The 17294-nt window shown below is 70.8% G+C and carries 16 protein-coding genes and 1 riboswitch; of the genes, 7 read left to right on the plus strand and 9 right to left on the minus strand.

What is annotated here, in order from left to right; genetic code table 11:
- The first annotated feature begins 42 nt into the window (after nucleotides 1-42).
- Entirely contained in the window at nucleotides 43-516 is a 474-nt protein-coding gene (locus VF542_RS20745; RefSeq protein ID WP_408653600.1) for a MarR family winged helix-turn-helix transcriptional regulator, read from the plus strand.
- Nucleotides 513-1934: an MFS transporter gene (locus VF542_RS20750; protein ID WP_408653601.1), complete on the plus strand. Its 1422-nt coding sequence runs from the start codon at nucleotides 513-515 to the stop codon at nucleotides 1932-1934. The genes VF542_RS20745 and VF542_RS20750 overlap by 4 nt, the downstream gene beginning before the upstream one ends.
- On the opposite strand, the gene VF542_RS20755 is transcribed toward VF542_RS20750, so the two are convergent.
- Nucleotides 1903-2403 carry an NUDIX domain-containing protein gene (locus VF542_RS20755; protein ID WP_408653602.1) on the minus strand — a complete coding sequence of 167 codons (501 nt, stop codon included), beginning with the start codon at nucleotides 2401-2403 and terminating at the stop codon, nucleotides 1903-1905. The genes VF542_RS20750 and VF542_RS20755 overlap by 32 nt on opposite strands.
- Before the next feature lie 49 nt (nucleotides 2404-2452).
- On the opposite strand from VF542_RS20755, the gene VF542_RS20760 reads away from it, so the two are divergent.
- Entirely contained in the window at nucleotides 2453-3196 is a 744-nt protein-coding gene (locus tag VF542_RS20760; protein WP_408653603.1) for a sulfite exporter TauE/SafE family protein, read from the plus strand.
- Nucleotides 3197-3245: 49 nt separating this feature from the next.
- Here the strand turns inward: VF542_RS20760 and VF542_RS20765 are convergent, their stop codons facing one another.
- The 7 genes from VF542_RS20765 to VF542_RS20795 form a co-directional block, all read right to left on the minus strand.
- On the minus strand, nucleotides 3246-4499 hold the full coding sequence (locus VF542_RS20765) for a CynX/NimT family MFS transporter (protein WP_408653604.1): 1254 nt from the start codon (nucleotides 4497-4499) through the stop codon (nucleotides 3246-3248).
- A 65-nt stretch (nucleotides 4500-4564) separates the two neighbouring features.
- Nucleotides 4565-5590 carry an L-glyceraldehyde 3-phosphate reductase gene (gene mgrA / locus VF542_RS20770; protein ID WP_408653605.1) on the minus strand — a complete coding sequence of 342 codons (1026 nt, stop codon included), beginning with the start codon at nucleotides 5588-5590 and terminating at the stop codon, nucleotides 4565-4567.
- Nucleotides 5591-5644: 54 nt separating this feature from the next.
- On the minus strand, nucleotides 5645-6403 hold the full coding sequence (locus VF542_RS20775; RefSeq protein ID WP_408653606.1) for a DUF4232 domain-containing protein: 759 nt from the start codon (nucleotides 6401-6403) through the stop codon (nucleotides 5645-5647).
- 11 nt (nucleotides 6404-6414) lie between these two features.
- Nucleotides 6415-9027, minus strand: coding sequence for a fibronectin type III domain-containing protein (locus VF542_RS20780; protein ID WP_408653607.1), 2613 nt, complete (start codon nucleotides 9025-9027; stop codon nucleotides 6415-6417).
- A 432-nt stretch (nucleotides 9028-9459) separates the two neighbouring features.
- Nucleotides 9460-11082 (minus strand): long-chain fatty acid--CoA ligase, encoded by a 1623-nt coding sequence (locus VF542_RS20785; RefSeq protein ID WP_408653608.1) that lies wholly within the window; start codon nucleotides 11080-11082, stop codon nucleotides 9460-9462.
- A 113-nt stretch (nucleotides 11083-11195) separates the two neighbouring features.
- Complete coding sequence (locus VF542_RS20790; protein ID WP_408653609.1) at nucleotides 11196-12479, minus strand: hypothetical protein; 1284 nt, start codon at nucleotides 12477-12479, stop codon at nucleotides 11196-11198.
- Entirely contained in the window at nucleotides 12476-12805 is a 330-nt protein-coding gene (locus VF542_RS20795) for a hypothetical protein (protein ID WP_408653610.1), read from the minus strand. Before VF542_RS20795 ends, VF542_RS20790 begins: the two co-directional genes overlap by 4 nt.
- A 252-nt stretch (nucleotides 12806-13057) precedes the next feature.
- On the opposite strand from VF542_RS20795, the gene VF542_RS20800 reads away from it, so the two are divergent.
- From VF542_RS20800 to VF542_RS20815, 4 genes are all read left to right on the plus strand, one after another.
- Nucleotides 13058-13396, plus strand: a complete 339-nt coding sequence (locus tag VF542_RS20800) for a DUF3263 domain-containing protein (protein WP_408653611.1) — start codon at nucleotides 13058-13060, stop codon at nucleotides 13394-13396.
- Between the two features lie 64 nt (nucleotides 13397-13460).
- Nucleotides 13461-14030, plus strand: a complete 570-nt coding sequence (locus VF542_RS20805; protein ID WP_408653612.1) for a LytR C-terminal domain-containing protein — start codon at nucleotides 13461-13463, stop codon at nucleotides 14028-14030.
- Nucleotides 14031-14033: 3 nt separating this feature from the next.
- Nucleotides 14034-14218: riboswitch (SAM riboswitch) on the plus strand.
- A gap of 14 nt (nucleotides 14219-14232) precedes the next feature.
- Nucleotides 14233-15510: a threonine synthase gene (gene thrC, locus VF542_RS20810; protein ID WP_408653613.1), complete on the plus strand. Its 1278-nt coding sequence runs from the start codon at nucleotides 14233-14235 to the stop codon at nucleotides 15508-15510.
- A 280-nt stretch (nucleotides 15511-15790) separates the two neighbouring features.
- Entirely contained in the window at nucleotides 15791-15994 is a 204-nt protein-coding gene (locus tag VF542_RS20815; RefSeq protein WP_408653614.1) for a cold-shock protein, read from the plus strand.
- Nucleotides 15995-16154: 160 nt separating this feature from the next.
- Here VF542_RS20815 and VF542_RS20820 read toward each other — a convergent pair.
- On the minus strand, nucleotides 16155-17294 hold a 1140-nt coding region (locus VF542_RS20820; protein WP_408653615.1), incomplete at its 5' end, for a prolyl oligopeptidase family serine peptidase.

Consider the following 17294-nt stretch of genomic DNA (forward strand, 5'->3'; position numbering starts at 1 on the left):
GTATGCTTGCTGATAGGCAAGTATCAGGGGAGCGGCACACGGATGAACCAGTTCAGCGGCGAGGATGTGGACCGGCTGCGGATCGCGCTGGCGCGCATCGCCCGGCTGGTGGATCGGCAGGTCTCCGGCGAAGGAATGACCCGAACCCAGCTGTCGGTGCTGGGCACCATAGCCCGGCTCGGCCCGCTCGGCATCAGCGAACTGGCCGACATCGAAGGGCTGAACCCGACCATGCTGTCCCGGGTGCTCGGCAAGCTCGAAGCGTCCGGGCTGGTGGTGCGCTCGGCAGCCGTTGCCGACCGGCGCGCCGTCCGGGTGCAGACCACGCCGGCCGGCCGGTCACTGCAGCAGCGGTTGCGCCGCCAGCGCAGCCAGTTGCTTGCCGACCGGCTGACCGGCTTGCCGGAGGGCCAGGCCGGTCAGTTGCTGGCCGCCCTGCCGGCTCTGGAGACCCTCGCCGAGCAGCTGAACCGGCCTCAGCCGGTGAAGTCTCAGCCGGTGAAGGCGGCCCGGTGACCTCGTTCGCCGCGGCAGGCCGGCAGACCTTCGCCGCGCTGGCCAATCCCAACTACCGCCGGTTCTTCAGCGGCCAGGCGATCTCCCTGATCGGCACCTGGATGCAGACCGTGGCGCAGTCCTGGCTGGTGCTGCAACTGACCGGGTCAGCGACGGCGCTCGGCGTGGTGGTCGCCCTGCAGACGCTGCCGGTGCTGCTGCTCGGCCCGTACGGCGGGGTGGTGGCCGACCGGGTCGACAAGCGCCGGCTGATGATGGCGCTGCAGGCGATGATGGGCTTGCTGGCACTGGTGCTCGGCGTCCTCACCGTCACCGGCGCGGTGCGGCTGTGGCAGGTCTACCTGCTGGCAGTGCTGCTCGGCCTGAACACCTGTTTCGAGAACCCGGCGCGGCAGGCCTTCGTGCTGGAGATGGTGGGTACCGCCGACCTGCGCAATGCCGTCAGCCTGAACTCGGTGCTGGTCAACGCCGCCCGGGCGATCGGGCCGGCGATCGCCGGCCTGATCATCGCCACCGGTGGTCTCGGGATCTGCTTCCTGCTCAACGCGCTCAGCTTCGTGGCCGTGGTCTGGTCGCTGGCGATGCTCGACACCGCCGCGCTGCAACCGGCACCGCCGGCCAGCCGGACCCCGGGCCAGCTGCGGGCCGGCCTGCACTACGTCCGGCGCACCCCGGAGCTGGCCGTTCCGCTGGCGATGATGGCGCTGATCGGCTGCCTGGCCTATGAGTTCCAGGTGGTGCTGCCGGTGGTCGCCAAGCAGACCTTCGGCGGCGGTCCGCAGGTGTACGGCTTCATGACGGCGGCGATGGGCCTCGGGGCGGTAGTGGGCGGGCTGTGGGTCGCGGCTCGCGGCCGGGTCGGCGTCAGGGCGCTGGTGAACTCCGCCGCCGTGTTCGGAATCCTGATCGCCGCTGCCGCCGCGGCGCCGACGCTGCCCCTGGAACTGCTCGCGCTGACCCTGGTGGGCGCGGCCAGCGTCGGCTTTCTGGCCAAGGGCAACAGCAGCCTGCAACTGGCGGCCTCGCCCAGCATGCGCGGCCGGGTGATGGCCCTGTGGGGAGTGGCCTTCCTGGGATCGACGCCGATCGGCGGCCCGATCGCCGGCACGGTCAGCGAGCAGTTCGGCGGCCGGGCCGGCCTGGCGCTGGGAGCCGCGGCCTGCCTGGTGGCCGCCGGCTTCGGTGCGCTGGTGCTGCGCCGGCTCAATTCGCCCGCGCAGCGGGCCGAGGTCGCGCAGCCGGCTGACGCAGTGCAGCCTGCCGACTCCTCTCAGCCGGCTGACGCCGTGCTGCCGGCCGACGCAGTGCAGCGTGCCGGGGCCGCGCAGCCGGATGAGGCCGCGCCGATCCGGCGAGCCGGCCCCCAGCGGGCCGGCGACGGCACGGCTAGCGAGGTGTCGCAGGTGGAGGCGGCGTGACCAGCCGCTCGGTCAGCCGGTCCACCAGCCGGTCGAGGAACTCCCGCTGCGCGGCGATCAAGCGATCGCGGGCCTGCTCGGGGTCGAACCAGGCCACCCGGTCCAGCTCGGGATAGCGCTGGAACCGTCCCGAACCGGGCGGCCATTCCAGCTCGAAGGTGCCCAGCACCACCCGGTCCAGGTCCAGATCGGCCTCGGCGGCCCACGCGGTGACCTGCTTGCCGCCGCTCTGCTTCACGGTGCCGAGGTCGAGGAACTCCACCGCGGGGACCGGCAGCCCGAGTTCCTCGGTGAACTCCCGGCGTGCGGCGTCCAGTGGGGTTTCCTCCGGTCCGTACTCGCCTTTCGGGATCGACCAGGCGGCCGTGTCGCGCCGGCTCCACAGCGGGCCGCCGAGGTGGCCGATCAGCACCTGCAGGTGCGGTTGCCGGCGGAACAGCAGGATCCCGGCGCTGCGCTTGGCTGGCATGGGCTGAATTCTGTCAGCGATTCCGGCGGCTTGTGAAAGGCTGTGATCGATGTCCGGCTCTGAATTCCTGCTGCTGGTGCTGGCCGGCGTCGCGGCCGGCCTGGCCGGCGCGATGGCCGGGTTGGCGTCGGTGATCAGTTACCCGGCACTGCTCGCCGTCGGGCTGCCCCCGGTGATCGCCAACGTCACCAACACCGTGGCGCTGGTCTTCAGCGGGCTGGGCTCGACGCTCGGCGGCCGTCCGGAGCTGCGTGGCCAGGGCCGCCGGCTGCGGGTCCTCGGAGTGACCGCCACGCTGGGCGGCGCGCTCGGTGCGACGCTGCTGCTGCTGACGCCGGCCGCCGCCTTCGAACGGGTGGTGCCGGTGCTGATCGGCGGCGCCTCGCTGTGCGTGCTGATTCCCCGGCCGCGGGCGCAGCAGCACCACTCCGGCTCCGACGCCCGCTGGGTGGTGGCCGGGGTGTTCGCCGTGTCGGTGTACGGCGGCTACTTCGGCGCCGCGGCCGGCGTGCTGATGCTCGCCCTGCTGCTGTTCGCCACCACCGAGTCGCTGCCGAACAGCAATGCCATCAAGAACGCGGTGCTGGCGCTGGCCAACGGGATCGCGGCACTGGGCTTCGTCTTCTTCGCCGACGTCCGGTGGCTGGCGGTGCTGCCGCTGGCGATCGGCTTCTTCGCTGGCGGCTGGCTGGGGCCGCTGGTGGTGCGCCGGTTGCCAGCCGGGCCGTTGCGACTGCTGATCGCGGCCGCGGGCATGGCGATCGCGATCAGGCTCGGGCTGCAGGCCTATTGAGCAGGACCGCCACTTCGCTCCGCTCCTCGCTCGTTCCTGGCTGCGATGCTCACTCAGCTCGAGGGGGGCGGTGCAGCTGGTCATCGACGTATTCGCCGCGGCCGGCGTACCAGCCGGTGACCGCAGACCCGAGGACCGCCAGGATCAGCAGCACCAGCGGCCAGGTCCAGCTGTCGGAGATGCCGAGCAGGACGCCCACCAGCAGCGGGCCGGTGCCGGCCAGCAGGTAGCCGATGCCCTGGACGAAGGCCGACAGCGCCGCGGTGGTGGCCAGCCCGCGAGAGCGCAGCCCGATCATGGTCAGGCTCAGCGGGAACATCCCGCTGCCGATGCCGCCGAGCAGCATCCACAGCCAGGCCCCGCCCACCGGCGCCACCAGCATTCCCAGGTAGGACACCAGGCTGAGCGCCGCCAGGCCGATCACGATCCGGCGCTGGCCGCGCACGGCCAGCGCGGGGACCACCATCGACACCGGAATCGTCAGCGCCGCGTAGAAGGCCACCAGCAGGCCGGCCCTGGTCGCGTCGAGCTGGTGGTGCCGGAAGAAGTCGGTGAACCAGCCGAAGGCGATGTAGGCCTGGAAGGACTGGGCGGCGAACAGCAGGGTCAACGCCCAGGCGAGCTTGCTGCGCAGCAACCAGCGCAGCGGCACCCGGTCGGGCAGGCTCTCGGGCTCTGGACGGTCCCCGGCCAGGGTGGGCAGCCACGGCAGCATCGCGAACGCGGTCAGCAGCGCCCACGACCCGATGCCGAACCGCCAGCTCTGCCCGCCCAGTTCGGCCAGCGGCGCGGTGAGGCCGGCCGCGGAGGTCATCCCGATCGCCAGCGCGGTGGTGTACACCGCGGTCATCGTCCCGATCCGTTCGGGGAAGTGCCTTTTGACCAAGGCCGGCATCAGCACGTTGGCGATCGCGCCGCCGGTCAGGGCGAGCATGCTGAGCACCGCGAACAGCCAGACGCTGCCGGCGACCGCCCGGAACACCAGGCCGGCGGTGGCGGCCAGCAGCGCTGCCGTGACCAGCCGATGCTCACCGAAGCGATGCGCCAGCCACGGGCCGAGGAAGCCGATACCGGCAAAGGCGATCACCGGCAGTGTGGTGATGATGCCGGCGACCGAGGAGGAGGCGTGCAGGCCGCGCTCGAGGTCAGTCAGGACGGCTCCGACGCTGGTGACGGCAACCCGCATCGTCAGGCCGGTCAGCACGATCGCGACCAGGATCAGGGCACGATGCCGGCCCGCATGGGGTGACGGGCCGTCCTCCTGGCTGCGGAGCTCGGCGGAGTCGAAGGCAGGCGCGGTCACGGTAGAGGCCAACCCCCTTCCGGCCGTGCGGCATTCCCGGCCGTGACCGGTGCCTCAGGCAGTGCTCAGCTGGTGGCCACCGAGCGCCACAGGTCGATGCCGCCCTCGACGGCGTACCGGTCGATCTCGTCGAGCTCCTCGGCGGTGAAGGACTGGTTGTCCAGGGCAGCGATGTTCTGCTCCAGCTGGCGTACCGACGAGGCGCCGATCAGCACCGAACTGACCCGCTCGTCCCGGGCCGCCCAGGCAAGTGCCAGCTGGGCCAGCGACTGGCCGCGCCGCGCGGCGATCTCGTTCAGGGCCCGGATGTGCTGCAGGTTCTGCTCGGTGAGCAGCTCCGCCGGCAGCGACGTGTTCGCCGCCATCCGGGAGCCGGCTGGCACTCCGTCGAGGTACTTCTCGGTCAGCATTCCCTGCGCCAGCGGGGAGAACGCGATCACACCGGCGCCGACCTCGGCGGCGGTGTCGAGCAGGCCGCCTTCGATCCAGCGGTTGAGCAGCGAGTAGGACGGCTGGTGGATGAACAGCGGGGTCCCCAGCTCACGCAGGATCCGGGCGGCCTCGGCGGTGCGCCGCGGCGAGTAGGAGGAGATGCCGGCGTAGAGCGCCTTGCCCGAGCGGACCGCGTGGTCCAGCGCCCCCATCGTCTCTTCCAGTGGGGTGTCCGGGTCGTTGCGGTGGTGGTAGAAGACGTCGACGTAGCCCACGCCCATCCGCCTCAGCGACTGGTCGAGGCTGGCCAGCAGGTACTTGCGCGAGCCGAAGTCACCGTAGGGACCGGGCCACATGTCCCAGCCGGCCTTGGTCGAAAGGAACAGCTCGTCACGATAAGGCCGGAAGTCCTGCTGGTACAGCTTGCCGAAGTTCTGCTCGGCAGAACCGTAGGGCGGGCCGTAGTTGTTGGCCAGGTCGAAGTGGGTGACGCCCAGGTCGAAGGCCCGCCGCAGGATGGCCCGCTGGTTGTCCAGCGGCCGGTCGTCGCCGAAGTTGTGCCACAGGCCGAGGGAGATCAGCGGAAGCTTGATCCCGCTGCGGCCCACCCGGCGGTAGGTCATCTGCTGGTAACGGTCATCGGCGGCGAGATAGGTCATGCCCTCGATTCTGCACCCGTCAGGACGGCCGGCTCGCCACCGCCGGAACGGGGCTCAGCCGGCGATGACCGGGTCCACGGTGAGGGCGCAACCGCGGATCGACAGCGGGACCAGGAACTTCTGGGTCTGGTTCGGCGGGATGATCTGTACCGAGTCCGACTTCTCGGCCTGGCAGGTCGAGTCGTCCACCAGCCGCGCGGTCGCTGAACGGCCCGGTGCCAGCTGGACCGTGGTCACCGGCTTGTCCGCCCGGGCCGCGGGCTTGCCCAGCGGGGCGCCGGCCCTGAGCAGTTGGACGCCGGGGAAGCCGGTCAGCGTGCAGCTCTTCGCCGACTTGTTGGTGAACTGCAGGAAGGCGTACTGATGCCCGGCCGCGCCGGATCCGCGCAGTGCCACCACCGCCAGGCTGACGGCCTGGCAACCGGCGACGGTGGCGGGTGGGCTGGACTTCGACAGCGTGGCAGGGCTGCTCGCCGGCTTGGTCGGCGCCGAGGAACTCGCGGCGGTGATCAGCGACGAACTCGCCGGCACCGGCACGCTCGAACTGGCTGAGGTCGTGGAGAAGGTGGGCGTGCTGGAGGCCGGTGGCGCCGAGGCGACCGGCGTGACCGAGCCGTTGGCCGAGGAGCAGGCCGTGCTCAGCACGACGGTGGCGCCCAGCAGCAGCGCCAGCCGCCGATGCCGGCCCGCCGTTCCTGCCTGCTGAGCCTGCCCCGCCTGCTGGGCCTGCGCCGCCTGCTGGGCCTGCGCCGCCTGCTGGGCCTGCCCCGTCTGGGAAGCGGTGCCGGGGTGCCGGCCGTGGGAAGTGATCATGAGTGGTGTCCCTAGTTGATGCGCAGGTCGGTGCCGTGCGGCATCTCGGACTGCTTGGTGGCCGTGGTGGAGGAGATCGCGCTCCACAGCCGGTTCCAGGCATCGATGTTGGAGATGCTGCCGCAGGTGCCGGCCTGGTCGCACGCGGTGTACTCGGTCAGCGGGCCGCCGAAGTAGATCCGGGGCTTGCCGGCCGTCGTGCCGGTGAGCGAGATGTTCTTCCACTGCAGTGGCATCGCGTAGTTGTAGATCTGCGGCAGGCTCATCGTCCGGGTCGGGGCGGCGCCGCCGCTGACCCACTGCAGGTCAGCCATCGTCCAGCCGTTGTTGCACTGGGTGCCCGGCACCGAGGTCGAGCACCCGTCGGCTGAGCCGTTGAAGACGTACTTCGACGTGGTGGCGGCCAGGTAGCCCGACACCCAGGCGCGGCTCTCGGCCACCGTCGCCGAGAAACCGGGCTCGATGTCGTTGGCACCGGCGATGACCATGCCCGGGTACCGGGTGGCCGCGTAGGCAGCCACCGGATTGACGACGCTGCGTGCCCAGGACGTGCCGGCCGAGGCGCTGACATCGACATCGTTGTTGGTGCCGATCGCCAGCGTCAGCGGTGCGGAGGCCTTCTGGGTGGTGGCGTAGCCGTCCAGGTAGGCCTTCATCGCGGTCACCACGGCGCCGTAGCTGACGAAGCGTGAGGTCGCCGAGAGCAGCGCGCCTTGGCGCGCCTCGTCCTGGCCGCCGATCTGCAGCAGCACCAGGTAGCTGTGCCCGGAGGGGTTGTAGCTGGCGTCGGAGGCGCCCATCGTGCGCATGATGGCGCTGTCGGTGGTGGCGGTGCCGGTCAGGTTGCGCACGTAGTGGCTGGTCGAAACCGGAGCCGGGGTCAGCTGCGGCGGGATGGCCGTCGGCGTCGTCCTGACCGAGGTCACCGAGCTGGTGCCGAAGGCGTTGACCGCCCGTACCGCCAGGGTGTACTGGACGCCGTTGGTCAGGCCGGTGACCACACCGGTGACGGCCGTTCCCGCGAAGGACACCACTCGCCCACCCGGGGAGACGGTGACCTGGTATGCGGTCACCGGCGAGGTGACCGCCCGCGACGCGGTCCAGTTCAGGGTGACCTGGGTGTTGCCGGGCCAGCCGGTGAGATTCGTCGGTGCGGCCGGTGAGGTGCTACCGGTGGTGGCGAGCAGCTTGCAGCCCTGCGAGACGTTCTGGCCGGCGCCGACGTTCACGGCCACCACGCAGACCTGGTGCTGGTAGCCGTCGAGGGCGACAGTGGCCGAGTAGCCGTGGTTGCCGCCCCAGCGCGGCCACGCGGCGAGTGAGCCGGTGGAGGCCAGGTTCGCGGTCAGCACCTGCTTAACCACCCCGTCGCTGGTCACCTGGACGGTGATCGGTCCGGCGGAGTCGGGGTCCAGCGCCCAGCCGGAGACCGAGACGGCGTCGGTGGTGCCGGCCCGGGCGATGCCGGCGACCGAGCCGACCGGGTCACTGGTCCGGGACACGGTGCTGCACCCGAGCTTGGTGTTGACCATGCCGGCCGCGACGTTCATGCCGTAGGCGCAGAGTTCATGGGTGCCGGCCGCGGCCGGGGTGAAGATCGCGAAGCCGTGGTACTGGCCGTAGCCCGGGTACTTCGCCGACACGTCCGGGCGGGCAGCGCCGGCCACGCCGGTCGCCACGTAGGCGCCGTCGAGGTACATCCGCACCGAGATCGAGCTGGTGACGTCGGGATCCAGCGCGTAGCCGGTGGCCAGGAAGCCGCCGGGCTGCTGCGGAGCGGCCTCCAGGGCGCCGACCGGACTGCTGGTCATGGTCACCGTGCGGCAGCCGAGCTTGGTGTTGACGGTGCCGACCCCGAGGTTCATCGCGTAGGCGCAGATCTGGTGGGTGCCGAGGGCGGCGGGGGTGAAGATCGAGAAGCCGTGGTTCAGGCCCGCGGTGGGGTACTTGGCTTTCAGGTCCGCACGCGGCGTGGCGGCCAGCTGGCTGGTGACGTAGGTGCCGTCGAGGTAGCTGCGCACCACCACCGAGCTGGTGGGGACGTTCGGGTCGAGCGCGTAGCCGCCGATGCGGATGCCGCCCGGCTGCTGCACGGCGCTCTCCAGGGCACCGACCGGGTCGTTGTTGACCTGGACCGACCGGCAGCCGAGCTGGCGGTTCACGCCACCGAGCAGGTTGATCGCCAGCGCGCAGACCTGGTGCAGCCCGGTCTTGGCGGCGAAATGCGCCGTGTAGCCGTGGAACGGCCCGACGTTGGCCACCGCGGCGCCGACGTCGGGCCGGTAACCGTCCGCGGTCACCGCGGCGACGTAGGTGCCGTTGTCATAGATCTGAACCCGCAGCGTCTCCAGCGGGGCGTCGCGATCGGCGGTCCAGCCGGCGGCGAAGAGCACCCCGTCGGACGGCCGGACGACGGTCGTGTCGAGGTACCCGATCGGGTCCTGGCCGGTCACGGCCAGGGCGGCGGGAGTGAACAGCGCCAGCACGGTGACCAGAACGGTGCCGGTGGCCACCGCCAGCCGAGCTGCCGGGCGGCGGCCGAGGGCAGCCAGCCGGGCCGGGCTGAGAGCCCGCGACAGGTGGGGGCGCCGGCGAGGCGAGGTGAACGAGGCACTCTCGTACATAGGTCGTCGTCCTGACTTGTCGGTAGTCGCAGCGCGACTGGACGTCCTCCACCGCGAGTGGAGCACTCTGGTTACTTAGGCCACATCTCTACCGTCGGCATGCGAACTAGGCGTAGCAGGACGATTACGCTGCGTTATTAGATTGTTACCTCATGCACCGTGTCGCTCAGCCCGCTTGGGAGTTCGCGGAGCTAGGAGGCTCGGGTGGCAAGGTTCGGGTGGCGCAGCTTGCAGGCACGGGTCGCTCGAAAAGCCCTGGTTACGATCCGTCACCGAACCCATCGTCCGGCGGAACCCCGTTGTGAGCGTTCAGGCGGTCGCACAGGCAGCGCTGCGGGACCGAGGGACGGCGGCGGCGCCGGACGGGCTGGTGACCGGCGGCCGGAGGGATCGGTGGGCTGGTTCGGTGGGCTGCGGCTCCGGGGCTTGAGGTCAGTCGCCGAAGCGGAGGTCGGCGAACTGCTCGCGCAGTGTCCGCTTGCTGAACTTGCCGACGCTGGTCTTGGGAAGCTCGTCGAGGAAGACGATGTCGTCCGGCAGTCCCCACTTGTCCACCCGGCCAGCCAGGAAGTCGTGCAATTCGGCCTTGTCCACCTGGTGATCGGCCTTGAGCACGACGCAGGCCAGTGGCCGTTCCATCCAACGCGGATGCGGGATCGCGATCACCGCCGCCTCGGCTACCGCCGGGTGCGCCATGATCTGGTTCTCCAGCTCCACCGAGGAGATCCACTCGCCACCGGACTTGATCAGGTCCTTGGTCCGGTCGACCAGCCGCAGGTAGCCCAGCTCCGAGATCGCCGCCACATCGCCGGTGCGCAGCCAGCCGTCGGGCGAGAACTGCTCGCCGGGCTCGTCGGTCCGGTAGTACTGCCTCGCGATCCACGGGCCGCGGGTCTCCAGCTCTCCGGTGGCCCGGTCATCCCACGGCAGTTCCTCGCGGGTCTCGGGGTCCACGATCCGCATCTCCACCCCGCTCGGCGCCACCCCGGCCGTCGCGCGGAGATCGGCCTTCTGTTCCTCCGGCAGGTCGGCATGCTCGGCCCGCAAGGTGCAGACGCTGCCCAGCGGGGACAGCTCGGTCATGCCCCAGGCCTGGGTGATCGGCAGGCCGATCGCCGCCCGCCAGCCTTCCGACAGCGCCTTGGGCACCGCGGAACCGCCGCAGATCACGCTGCGCAAGGCGGCCAGGTCGCGGCCGGCGAGCAGCGGCAGCATTCCCATCCAGATCGTCGGGACGCCGGCGGTGAGGGTCACCCGCTCGCTCTCCAGCAGGTCCAGCAATGCGGCCGGGGTCATACCGGGGCCGGGCATCACGAGGCTGGCACCGGCCATCACGGCGGCGTAGGGCAACCCCCAGGCCATCGCATGGAACATCGGTACCACCGGCATCAAGACGTCGGCGTCGTTGATGCTGAAGGTGCCGGGCATCTGAGTGGCCAGGGTGTGCAGGTAGGTGGAGCGGTGGGAGTAGAGCACGCCCTTGGGATTGCCGGTGGTCCCGGTGGTGTAGCAGAGGGCTGCCGCGGTGTGCTCGTCGGTGACCATGCCCGCGAAGTCGAGCTCCTCGCCGACCACGTCCTGCCAGAGCACCACCCGGGAGTCATCGGGCAGCGGGCTGGGCGCGCCGTCATCGAAGACCACCACATGCCTGACGGTGCCGAGCTTGGGCAGGTACTGCGCGAACAGCGGCAGCAGCGACCGGTCCACGAAGACGATCTCGTCCTCGGCGTGCTCCACCGTGTAGACGAGCTGCTCGGGGAAGAGCCGGATGTTGAGGGTGTGCAGCACCCGTCCGGTGCCTGGCACGCCGAAATACAGCGCGGTGTGGTTGGCGGTGTTCCAGCCGAACGAACCGACCCGGCCGTCGGCGGAGATTCCCAGCCGGTCGAGGATGCCGGCCACCTGGCGCGACCGTGCGGCCAGCTCGGCGAAGCTGATCCGTTCCTGGCCCTGGACGAGCTGGGTGCTCACGGTGCGGTTGCTGCCGTACATCCGCTCGCTGCGGCGCAGGATGTACTCGATGGTCAGGGGAAAGTCCTGCATCAACCCAAGCATCTGGTGATCCTGCTGCACCCCGGCGTTTTCGGCAACCATGGCGGAGCTGGCACCAGGGCTGGCCGGCCTCTCATCAGTCCGCGCTAGTCCGCACTAGTCCGCACTAGTCCGCGCTAGTCCGCGCGCCGGATCTGGAAGACCTGGGTGCTGATCCGGTCGGCATCGAGGAAACCGGCGGCGGTGCGGCGCCAGTGCGCCAGCGACGGATCCGCGCAGGCGTCCACGTCGTGGGCGCCGGCCAGGTAGGACCGCACCGAGTGCCTGGACAGCCCCGAGTCCTCGCCGCCCCGGGCGGTCCGCACGGTGACCCAGTTGGCCCGTCGAGGGTTGTCCGCGCCGTCCAGTTCGGGCACGATGTCGCCCTGGTTCTGCAGGGACAGCACCGACACCGAGCCGGGCACGGCTGCCAGGCCGATCGGCGCGCCGGCCGTGACCAGGTGCGTCACCGTGAACTCCGCCGCCGGAAGCTGCGCGGCCAGCCGGGCCGCGATCATGCCGCCCTGGCTGTGGCCCACCAGCATGATCGGCTCGCCCGGCCGGACGCCCGCCTGGCGCAGCGCCTGGAGGACGCCGCGTTCGAAGACCGAGGACCGGTTGGCCAGCGCCCGCAGGTTCGTGCCGAGATCGCTGACCTCGGGCGCGCGGCGCGCTGGGTCGAAGTTCCACGCCGTGGTGCCGGTGATGTCGACGATCACCCGGCGCCCGCCCGCACCGTCGAGGGTCCGCACGTCGATCGAGCCGCCGCCCTCGTTGTGCGAACCCCGCAACGCCAGGGCAGCCAGCAGGTCGGCGGCACCGCGCGGCGGCCCGTCACGGTCGCCGGTCGGCGCGGTCGGCCGGGTGGTCACCACGGCGGTGCCGTCCGGAAAGGGGGTGGCCAGCAGGCCCGCCAGCCGGGCGGTGCCCCCCGGCAGCGGCACGCCACCGGTGCCGGCGATCGTCAGCACCTGGACGGCCAGGTCGACCAGGCCCGGGTCGGCGCGCAACGCGGCCTTCCAGCCGGTGCCCGACCCGGCCGACCCGGCCAGCGGGGGCAGCACCCGCGGCAGCCGGTACCCCGCTGCCAGCACCGGCACGACCCGCCGGTCCAGCTCGTCGGCCGCCCGGTAGGACCCGGCGGCCAGCCGCAGGACGGCCGAGAGGGACTGGCACCTCGCCAGAGCGACGGCAGCCCCCGCCGTCGCCACCCCCGCCAGCGCCAGGATCTCGGCAGCACCGGCGGGATCGAGCACAGCCGCACCGATCAGTGCCGGGTCGCCCAGGCACCGGGCCAGCACCGCCAGCACGCCGGCGATCGAGTCGGCAGCCGCGTCCAGGGCCGAGGCGAAGGCCGCCAGCTGCTCGAAGTCGGCGGCGATCGAGTCGGTGCCGCCTGCGACGGTGACCGGGGCGCTCACGGCCGCCGCGCCATCCGCTCGACAGCGTCCAGCGCCGAGTGGGCGAGCCTGGCCGCCGTAGCGGCCCGCCCGGCCGCCCGGTGCCGGTGTGCCCGGAGCGCGGCTGCCAGTCCGGTGAACCGGGAGCCGGACCGGCCCAGCTGCCCGAGCAGGTCGTGCAGAACCGCCTGGAACGCCCGGGCGCCCTCGGAGTGCCACTGCAGTCCCGCGGCCCGGGACCGCAGCGCCGAACGCACGCTCAGCAGCTCCTCGGCGGCCCGGTCCAGGTCGCGGCTGAGCTGCTCGAGCCGGTCCAGATCCAGCAGCGGCAGCGGGTAAGGGTGCATGCCCGAAACAGTTCCGCCTCCCCGGTCCGCCGGGGGCCTCCCGGGCCGATCTGTGGAAGGCGCGGGCGCGCTGTGGACGGCCCTCCTCGCGCTGGATGGTGGCTGGAGCATGGCTGGATCGCGGTGGCATGGTGGATGGGCGGGGAGGCTCCTCGACACGGCAACCGGGCGCCTTCTTGACGTACCGGCGTGGTTCAATGGGGAACGAATCACAACGGTGCAATTAACCACCCCGCAACGATTGGAGGCCGCATGGAACCCGCACCCGCCGCCAACGATGCCGCCGCAGCAGGCGGCGATTCCCCGACTTCGCCCGATCCCGGCATCGTCGTCGACGGTGATGGCCTGACCCGCCGGGACCGGGAGATTCTCGCCTTCGAGCGCCAGTGGTGGAAGTACGCGGGCGCCAAGGAACAGGCGATCCGCGAACTGTTCGACATGTCGGCGACCAGGTACTACCAGGTGCTGAACGGGCTGATCGACACCCCCGAGGCGCTGGCCGCCGACCCGATGCTGGTGAAGCGCCTGCGGAGGTTGCGGGCCAGCCGGCAACGGCAACGGTCCGCCCGTCGACTGGGCATTGAAGTTTGACCTAGTATTTACATCTGTGGCCCATACCGCTCCTTCTGAGATTCATCGTCCCGCTGAGCGGCTAGTGGGTTCCCTGCTGCTCGTGCTGGGGCTGGTGCTGGCCGTCATCGCCTTCACCGCGCTCAGCCACCCCCACGGCCGCCGAGCCGGCTTGCTGGCGCCACTGGCCAGCGCACCGGCGGTCGTCCCGGGGACGGCCGCCGCTGCCCAGCACCCGATCGCGTCACCGAGCCCGGTCGGCGGCGTGACAGGCAATGGCGTGACAGGCAATGGCACGGCAGGCAATGGCACGGCAGGCAATGGCATGGCACCGGGCGCCGGCTCGGGCAGTCCGGCCACGATCCCGGTGATCGTGCTGGACAACACCGGCCGCCCCGCCCTCGCGCGCGGTGCGACCGCGCTCCTGGAACAGGCGGGCTGGAGCGTCACGGACACCAGCACGTTCGACGGCGACATCCTGTCCACGGCTGCCTACTATGACCCTGCGACGGCTGGCGCCCAGGCCGCGGCCGAGGCGCTGCAGGTGCAGTTCCCGGAGATCCAGCGGGTCCGGCCCAGATTCGACGGGCTGCCCCAGGGGCCGATCGTGGTAGTGCTGACCTACGACTACAGTCGAGCGAAGACAACTTCATAGTTCCGCTCATCCAGAGGGGCAGAGGGACCGGCCCGTTGAAGCCCCGGCAACCACCACAGAAGACTCGCGACGCCTAGGAAAGGCTCCCGGCAGCTCCGCTGACCGCAGGCGCGTACGAGGACTCCCACGGAAGGTGCCAACTCCGGCCTGGCCACGCAGTGTCGCGTGTGGCCCAGGAAAGATGAGGAGAAAGGGCCTCGCCATGACCGCAACCATCAACCGTCCCCTCCAGCCACCGGCGTCCTCGCCGGCGTCCGCGCTGCTCTGTCGCAACTGTGGTGCCGACTATCCGCTCGGTGCCCAGCACGCCTGCTTCGAATGTTTCGGCCCGCTGGAGGTCGGCTATGACGCCGACCGGCTCGCCTCGGTCACCAGGCAGGGCATCGAGGACGGCCCGCACTCGCTGTGGCGCTACGCCGGCTTGCTGCCGGCCGGTCACGACCCGGCCACCCGGGTCGACTCCGGCACCGGCATGACACCGCTGATCCGTGCCGACCGGCTCGCCGACCGGCTCGGTTTCACCGCGCCGTTGTGGGTGAAGGACGATTCAGCCAACCCCACCCATTCGTTCAAGGACCGGGTGGTCTCGGTCGCCATCACCGCCGCCCGTGAACTGGGCTTCCGCCGGATCGCCTGTGCCTCCACCGGCAACCTCGCGAACTCGGTGGCCGCCCACGCCGCCCGGATCGGCATGGATTCCATCGTCTTCGTGCCGTGGGACCTGGAACCGGCCAAGATCACCCAGACGGCTGTCTACGGCGGCACCCTGGTAGCCGTCGACGGTTCCTACGACGATGTCAACCGGCTGTGCAGCGAGCTCGCCGAGACCGATGAGTTCGAAGAGACAGCGTTCGTCAACGTCAACGTCCGGCCCTACTACGCCGAGGGTTCCAAGACCCTCGGCTACGAGGTCGCCGAGCAGCTCGGCTGGCGGCTGCCACAGCAGGTGGTGGCCCCGATGGCATCCGGCTCGCTGCTGACCAAGGTGCACAAGGGATTCAAGGAACTGGCCACCATCGGACTGGTCCAGCCGCTGGAGTACCGGATCTACGGCGCCCAGTCCTCCGGGTGCTCGCCGATCGCGCACGCCTTCGAGACCGGCAGCGACACCGTGCTGCCGGTACGTCCGACCGGTATCGCCAAGTCGCTGAACATCGGCAACCCGGCTGATGGCCCGTACGCCCTGGATGCCGTGCGCGGCACCGGCGGTGCGATGGCCCATGTCGACGACGAGGAGATCCGGGCCGGTATCCAGCTGCTGGCCGAGACCACCGGGGTGTTCGCCGAGACCGCCGGCGGGGTCACCACCGCGGTCTGCAAGAAGCTGGTGGAGACCGGTCGGTTGGACCCGAGCCGCGAGACGGTCCTGTACAACACCGGGGACGGCCTGAAGACCCTGGACGCGGTGGCCGGCCGGCTGTCGCCGACCGCGGTCATCGCCCCGACGCTCGCGGGCATGCGCGCTGCCGGCCTGCTCTGAGTCCGAAATGTGCCTCCAGGCGCGCCATTCCGGTGATCGGCCGTAAACACGCCGTAATCCTCGGGAACTAACTGGAATCAAATACGCCGATCCGGTGGCGAGGTGCCCCGGCACCCGGTAATTTGCCGCTTGGTCGAGTGACGGGCGTTTCGCCAACGAAGGACCACGGTGGTGGTGGGGATCATAGCCAGCGTGTGCACTGAGCTGCCGGGACCGTGGAACGAAGACCCCGGCGTCACGAGGTGTGACGGCCCGGTCGGAAGCCAGCAAGGAGTGCAGTGTGGCACAGGGCACCGTGAAGTGGTTCAACAATGAGAAGGGCTACGGCTTCATCGCCGTAGATGGGGGCCAGGACGTCTTCGTCCACTACAGCGCCATCCAGAGTGACGGTTATCGGTCACTGGAAGAGGGCCAGCGAGTGCAGTTCGAAGTAGCTCAGGGTCCCAAAGGGCCGCAGGCCGACGCCGTCCAGGTCGTCAGCTGAGCGTGGTTTGATACGCGGGCTCGTCCCGTCACCGGCCTCGTGCCGGCGACGGGACGGGCCTGCGGTACCGGCGCCGCGGTGACCCCGCGTGCGCCGTCACACCTGCCTAGCCGTCACGCCTGCGCTAGCCGTCACGCCTGCGCTAGCCGTCACGCCAGTGCTAGGTGTCACGCCCGCGCTGGCCGAGCTGCTCGAAGGTCAGTCCGGTGTGGCAGCCGATGAAGGCCAGCAGGTCGGTGCGCTCGGCGATCAACGTCGAGCGCGACTTTCCTTGGCCATGCCCGGCGCTGTATTGCACGCGCAGGTATGCCACCGCATCCGGCGGGCTGACTGCCTGCAGCCGCGCGGCGAACTTGAAACTGTGCGCCGGGACGACGCGGTCGTCATGATCGGCGGTCATCACCAGGGTCGCCGGATATCCCGCTTCGGGATGCAGCCGGTGATAGGGCGAGTAGGCGTAGAGGGTGTCGAACTCGGCCTTGCTCCGGCTGGCTATCCCGTAATCCGCCGCCCAGGCCCAGCCGATGGTGAACCGCTCGTAGCGCAGCATGTCCATCACCCCGACCTGGGGTACCGCCGCCGCGAACAGCTCCGGCCGCTGGGTCATCAGCGCGCCCACCAGCAGCCCACCGTTGGAACCGCCGTTGACGGCCAACCGGTCCGGTGCCGTCCAGCCGGTGGCGATCAGGTGCTCGGCGGTGGCGACCGCATCGTCGAAGACGTTCTGCTTGCGGGCCAGCCGGCCGGCGTCGTGCCAGTCGGCGCCGTACTCGCCACCGCCGCGAAGGATCGCCACCACCCAGACCCCGCCGGCCTCGGTGAAGGTGGCGATGGCCGGGGAGAACGCCGGCGTCACGCTGACATTGAAGCCGCCGTAGCCGTACAGGGTGCACGGGTGCGGCCCGTTGTCGGCGGTCACGTCCGCGCGGTGCACCACGAACGCCGGCAGCACCGTCCCGTCGGCGCTGGTGACCCAGACCTGGTCGGTGACGAGGTCCGGCGGCCGGGTGCCGGCGGCAGCGTCGAAGACCACCGAGGTGGCGCTGGTGGTGAGGTCGTGCGCCAGGATCCGGGGCGGCGCCTGGAAGGAGGAGAAGTTCAGGTGTACCAGGGAGGAGTCGGTGCTGCCGGTCAGCTCGCTGACGCTGCCCAGGCCCGGCAGGTCGATCCCGCCGGTCTGCTTGCCGTCCAGGTCGTGCACGGTGATGACCGACCGCGCGTCTGCCAGCCAGCTCACCACCAGCGCGTTGCCCGCCGCCACGGCCCCGAGCAGCAGGTGATCCCGCTCGGCGATCAGGGT

It is taken from the genome of Jatrophihabitans sp., from assembly GCF_036389215.1.
Taxonomy (GTDB): Bacteria; Actinomycetota; Actinomycetes; order Mycobacteriales; family Jatrophihabitantaceae; genus Jatrophihabitans_A.

Coding starts and splice junctions, on each gene's coding strand:
- VF542_RS20745 (WP_408653600.1), top strand. CDS start 43: ATGAACCAGTTCAGCGGCGAGGATGTGGACCGGCTGCGGATCGCGCTG.
- VF542_RS20755 (WP_408653602.1), bottom strand. CDS start 2,403: ATGCCAGCCAAGCGCAGCGCCGGGATCCTGCTGTTCCGCCGGCAACCG.
- VF542_RS20760 (WP_408653603.1), top strand. CDS start 2,453: ATGTCCGGCTCTGAATTCCTGCTGCTGGTGCTGGCCGGCGTCGCGGCC.
- mgrA (WP_408653605.1), bottom strand. CDS start 5,590: ATGACCTATCTCGCCGCCGATGACCGTTACCAGCAGATGACCTACCGC.
- VF542_RS20775 (WP_408653606.1), bottom strand. CDS start 6,403: ATGATCACTTCCCACGGCCGGCACCCCGGCACCGCTTCCCAGACGGGG.
- VF542_RS20780 (WP_408653607.1), bottom strand. CDS start 9,027: ATGTACGAGAGTGCCTCGTTCACCTCGCCTCGCCGGCGCCCCCACCTG.
- VF542_RS20785 (WP_408653608.1), bottom strand. CDS start 11,082: ATGCTTGGGTTGATGCAGGACTTTCCCCTGACCATCGAGTACATCCTG.
- VF542_RS20795 (WP_408653610.1), bottom strand. CDS start 12,805: ATGCACCCTTACCCGCTGCCGCTGCTGGATCTGGACCGGCTCGAGCAG.
- VF542_RS20800 (WP_408653611.1), top strand. CDS start 13,058: ATGGAACCCGCACCCGCCGCCAACGATGCCGCCGCAGCAGGCGGCGAT.
- thrC (WP_408653613.1), top strand. CDS start 14,233: ATGACCGCAACCATCAACCGTCCCCTCCAGCCACCGGCGTCCTCGCCG.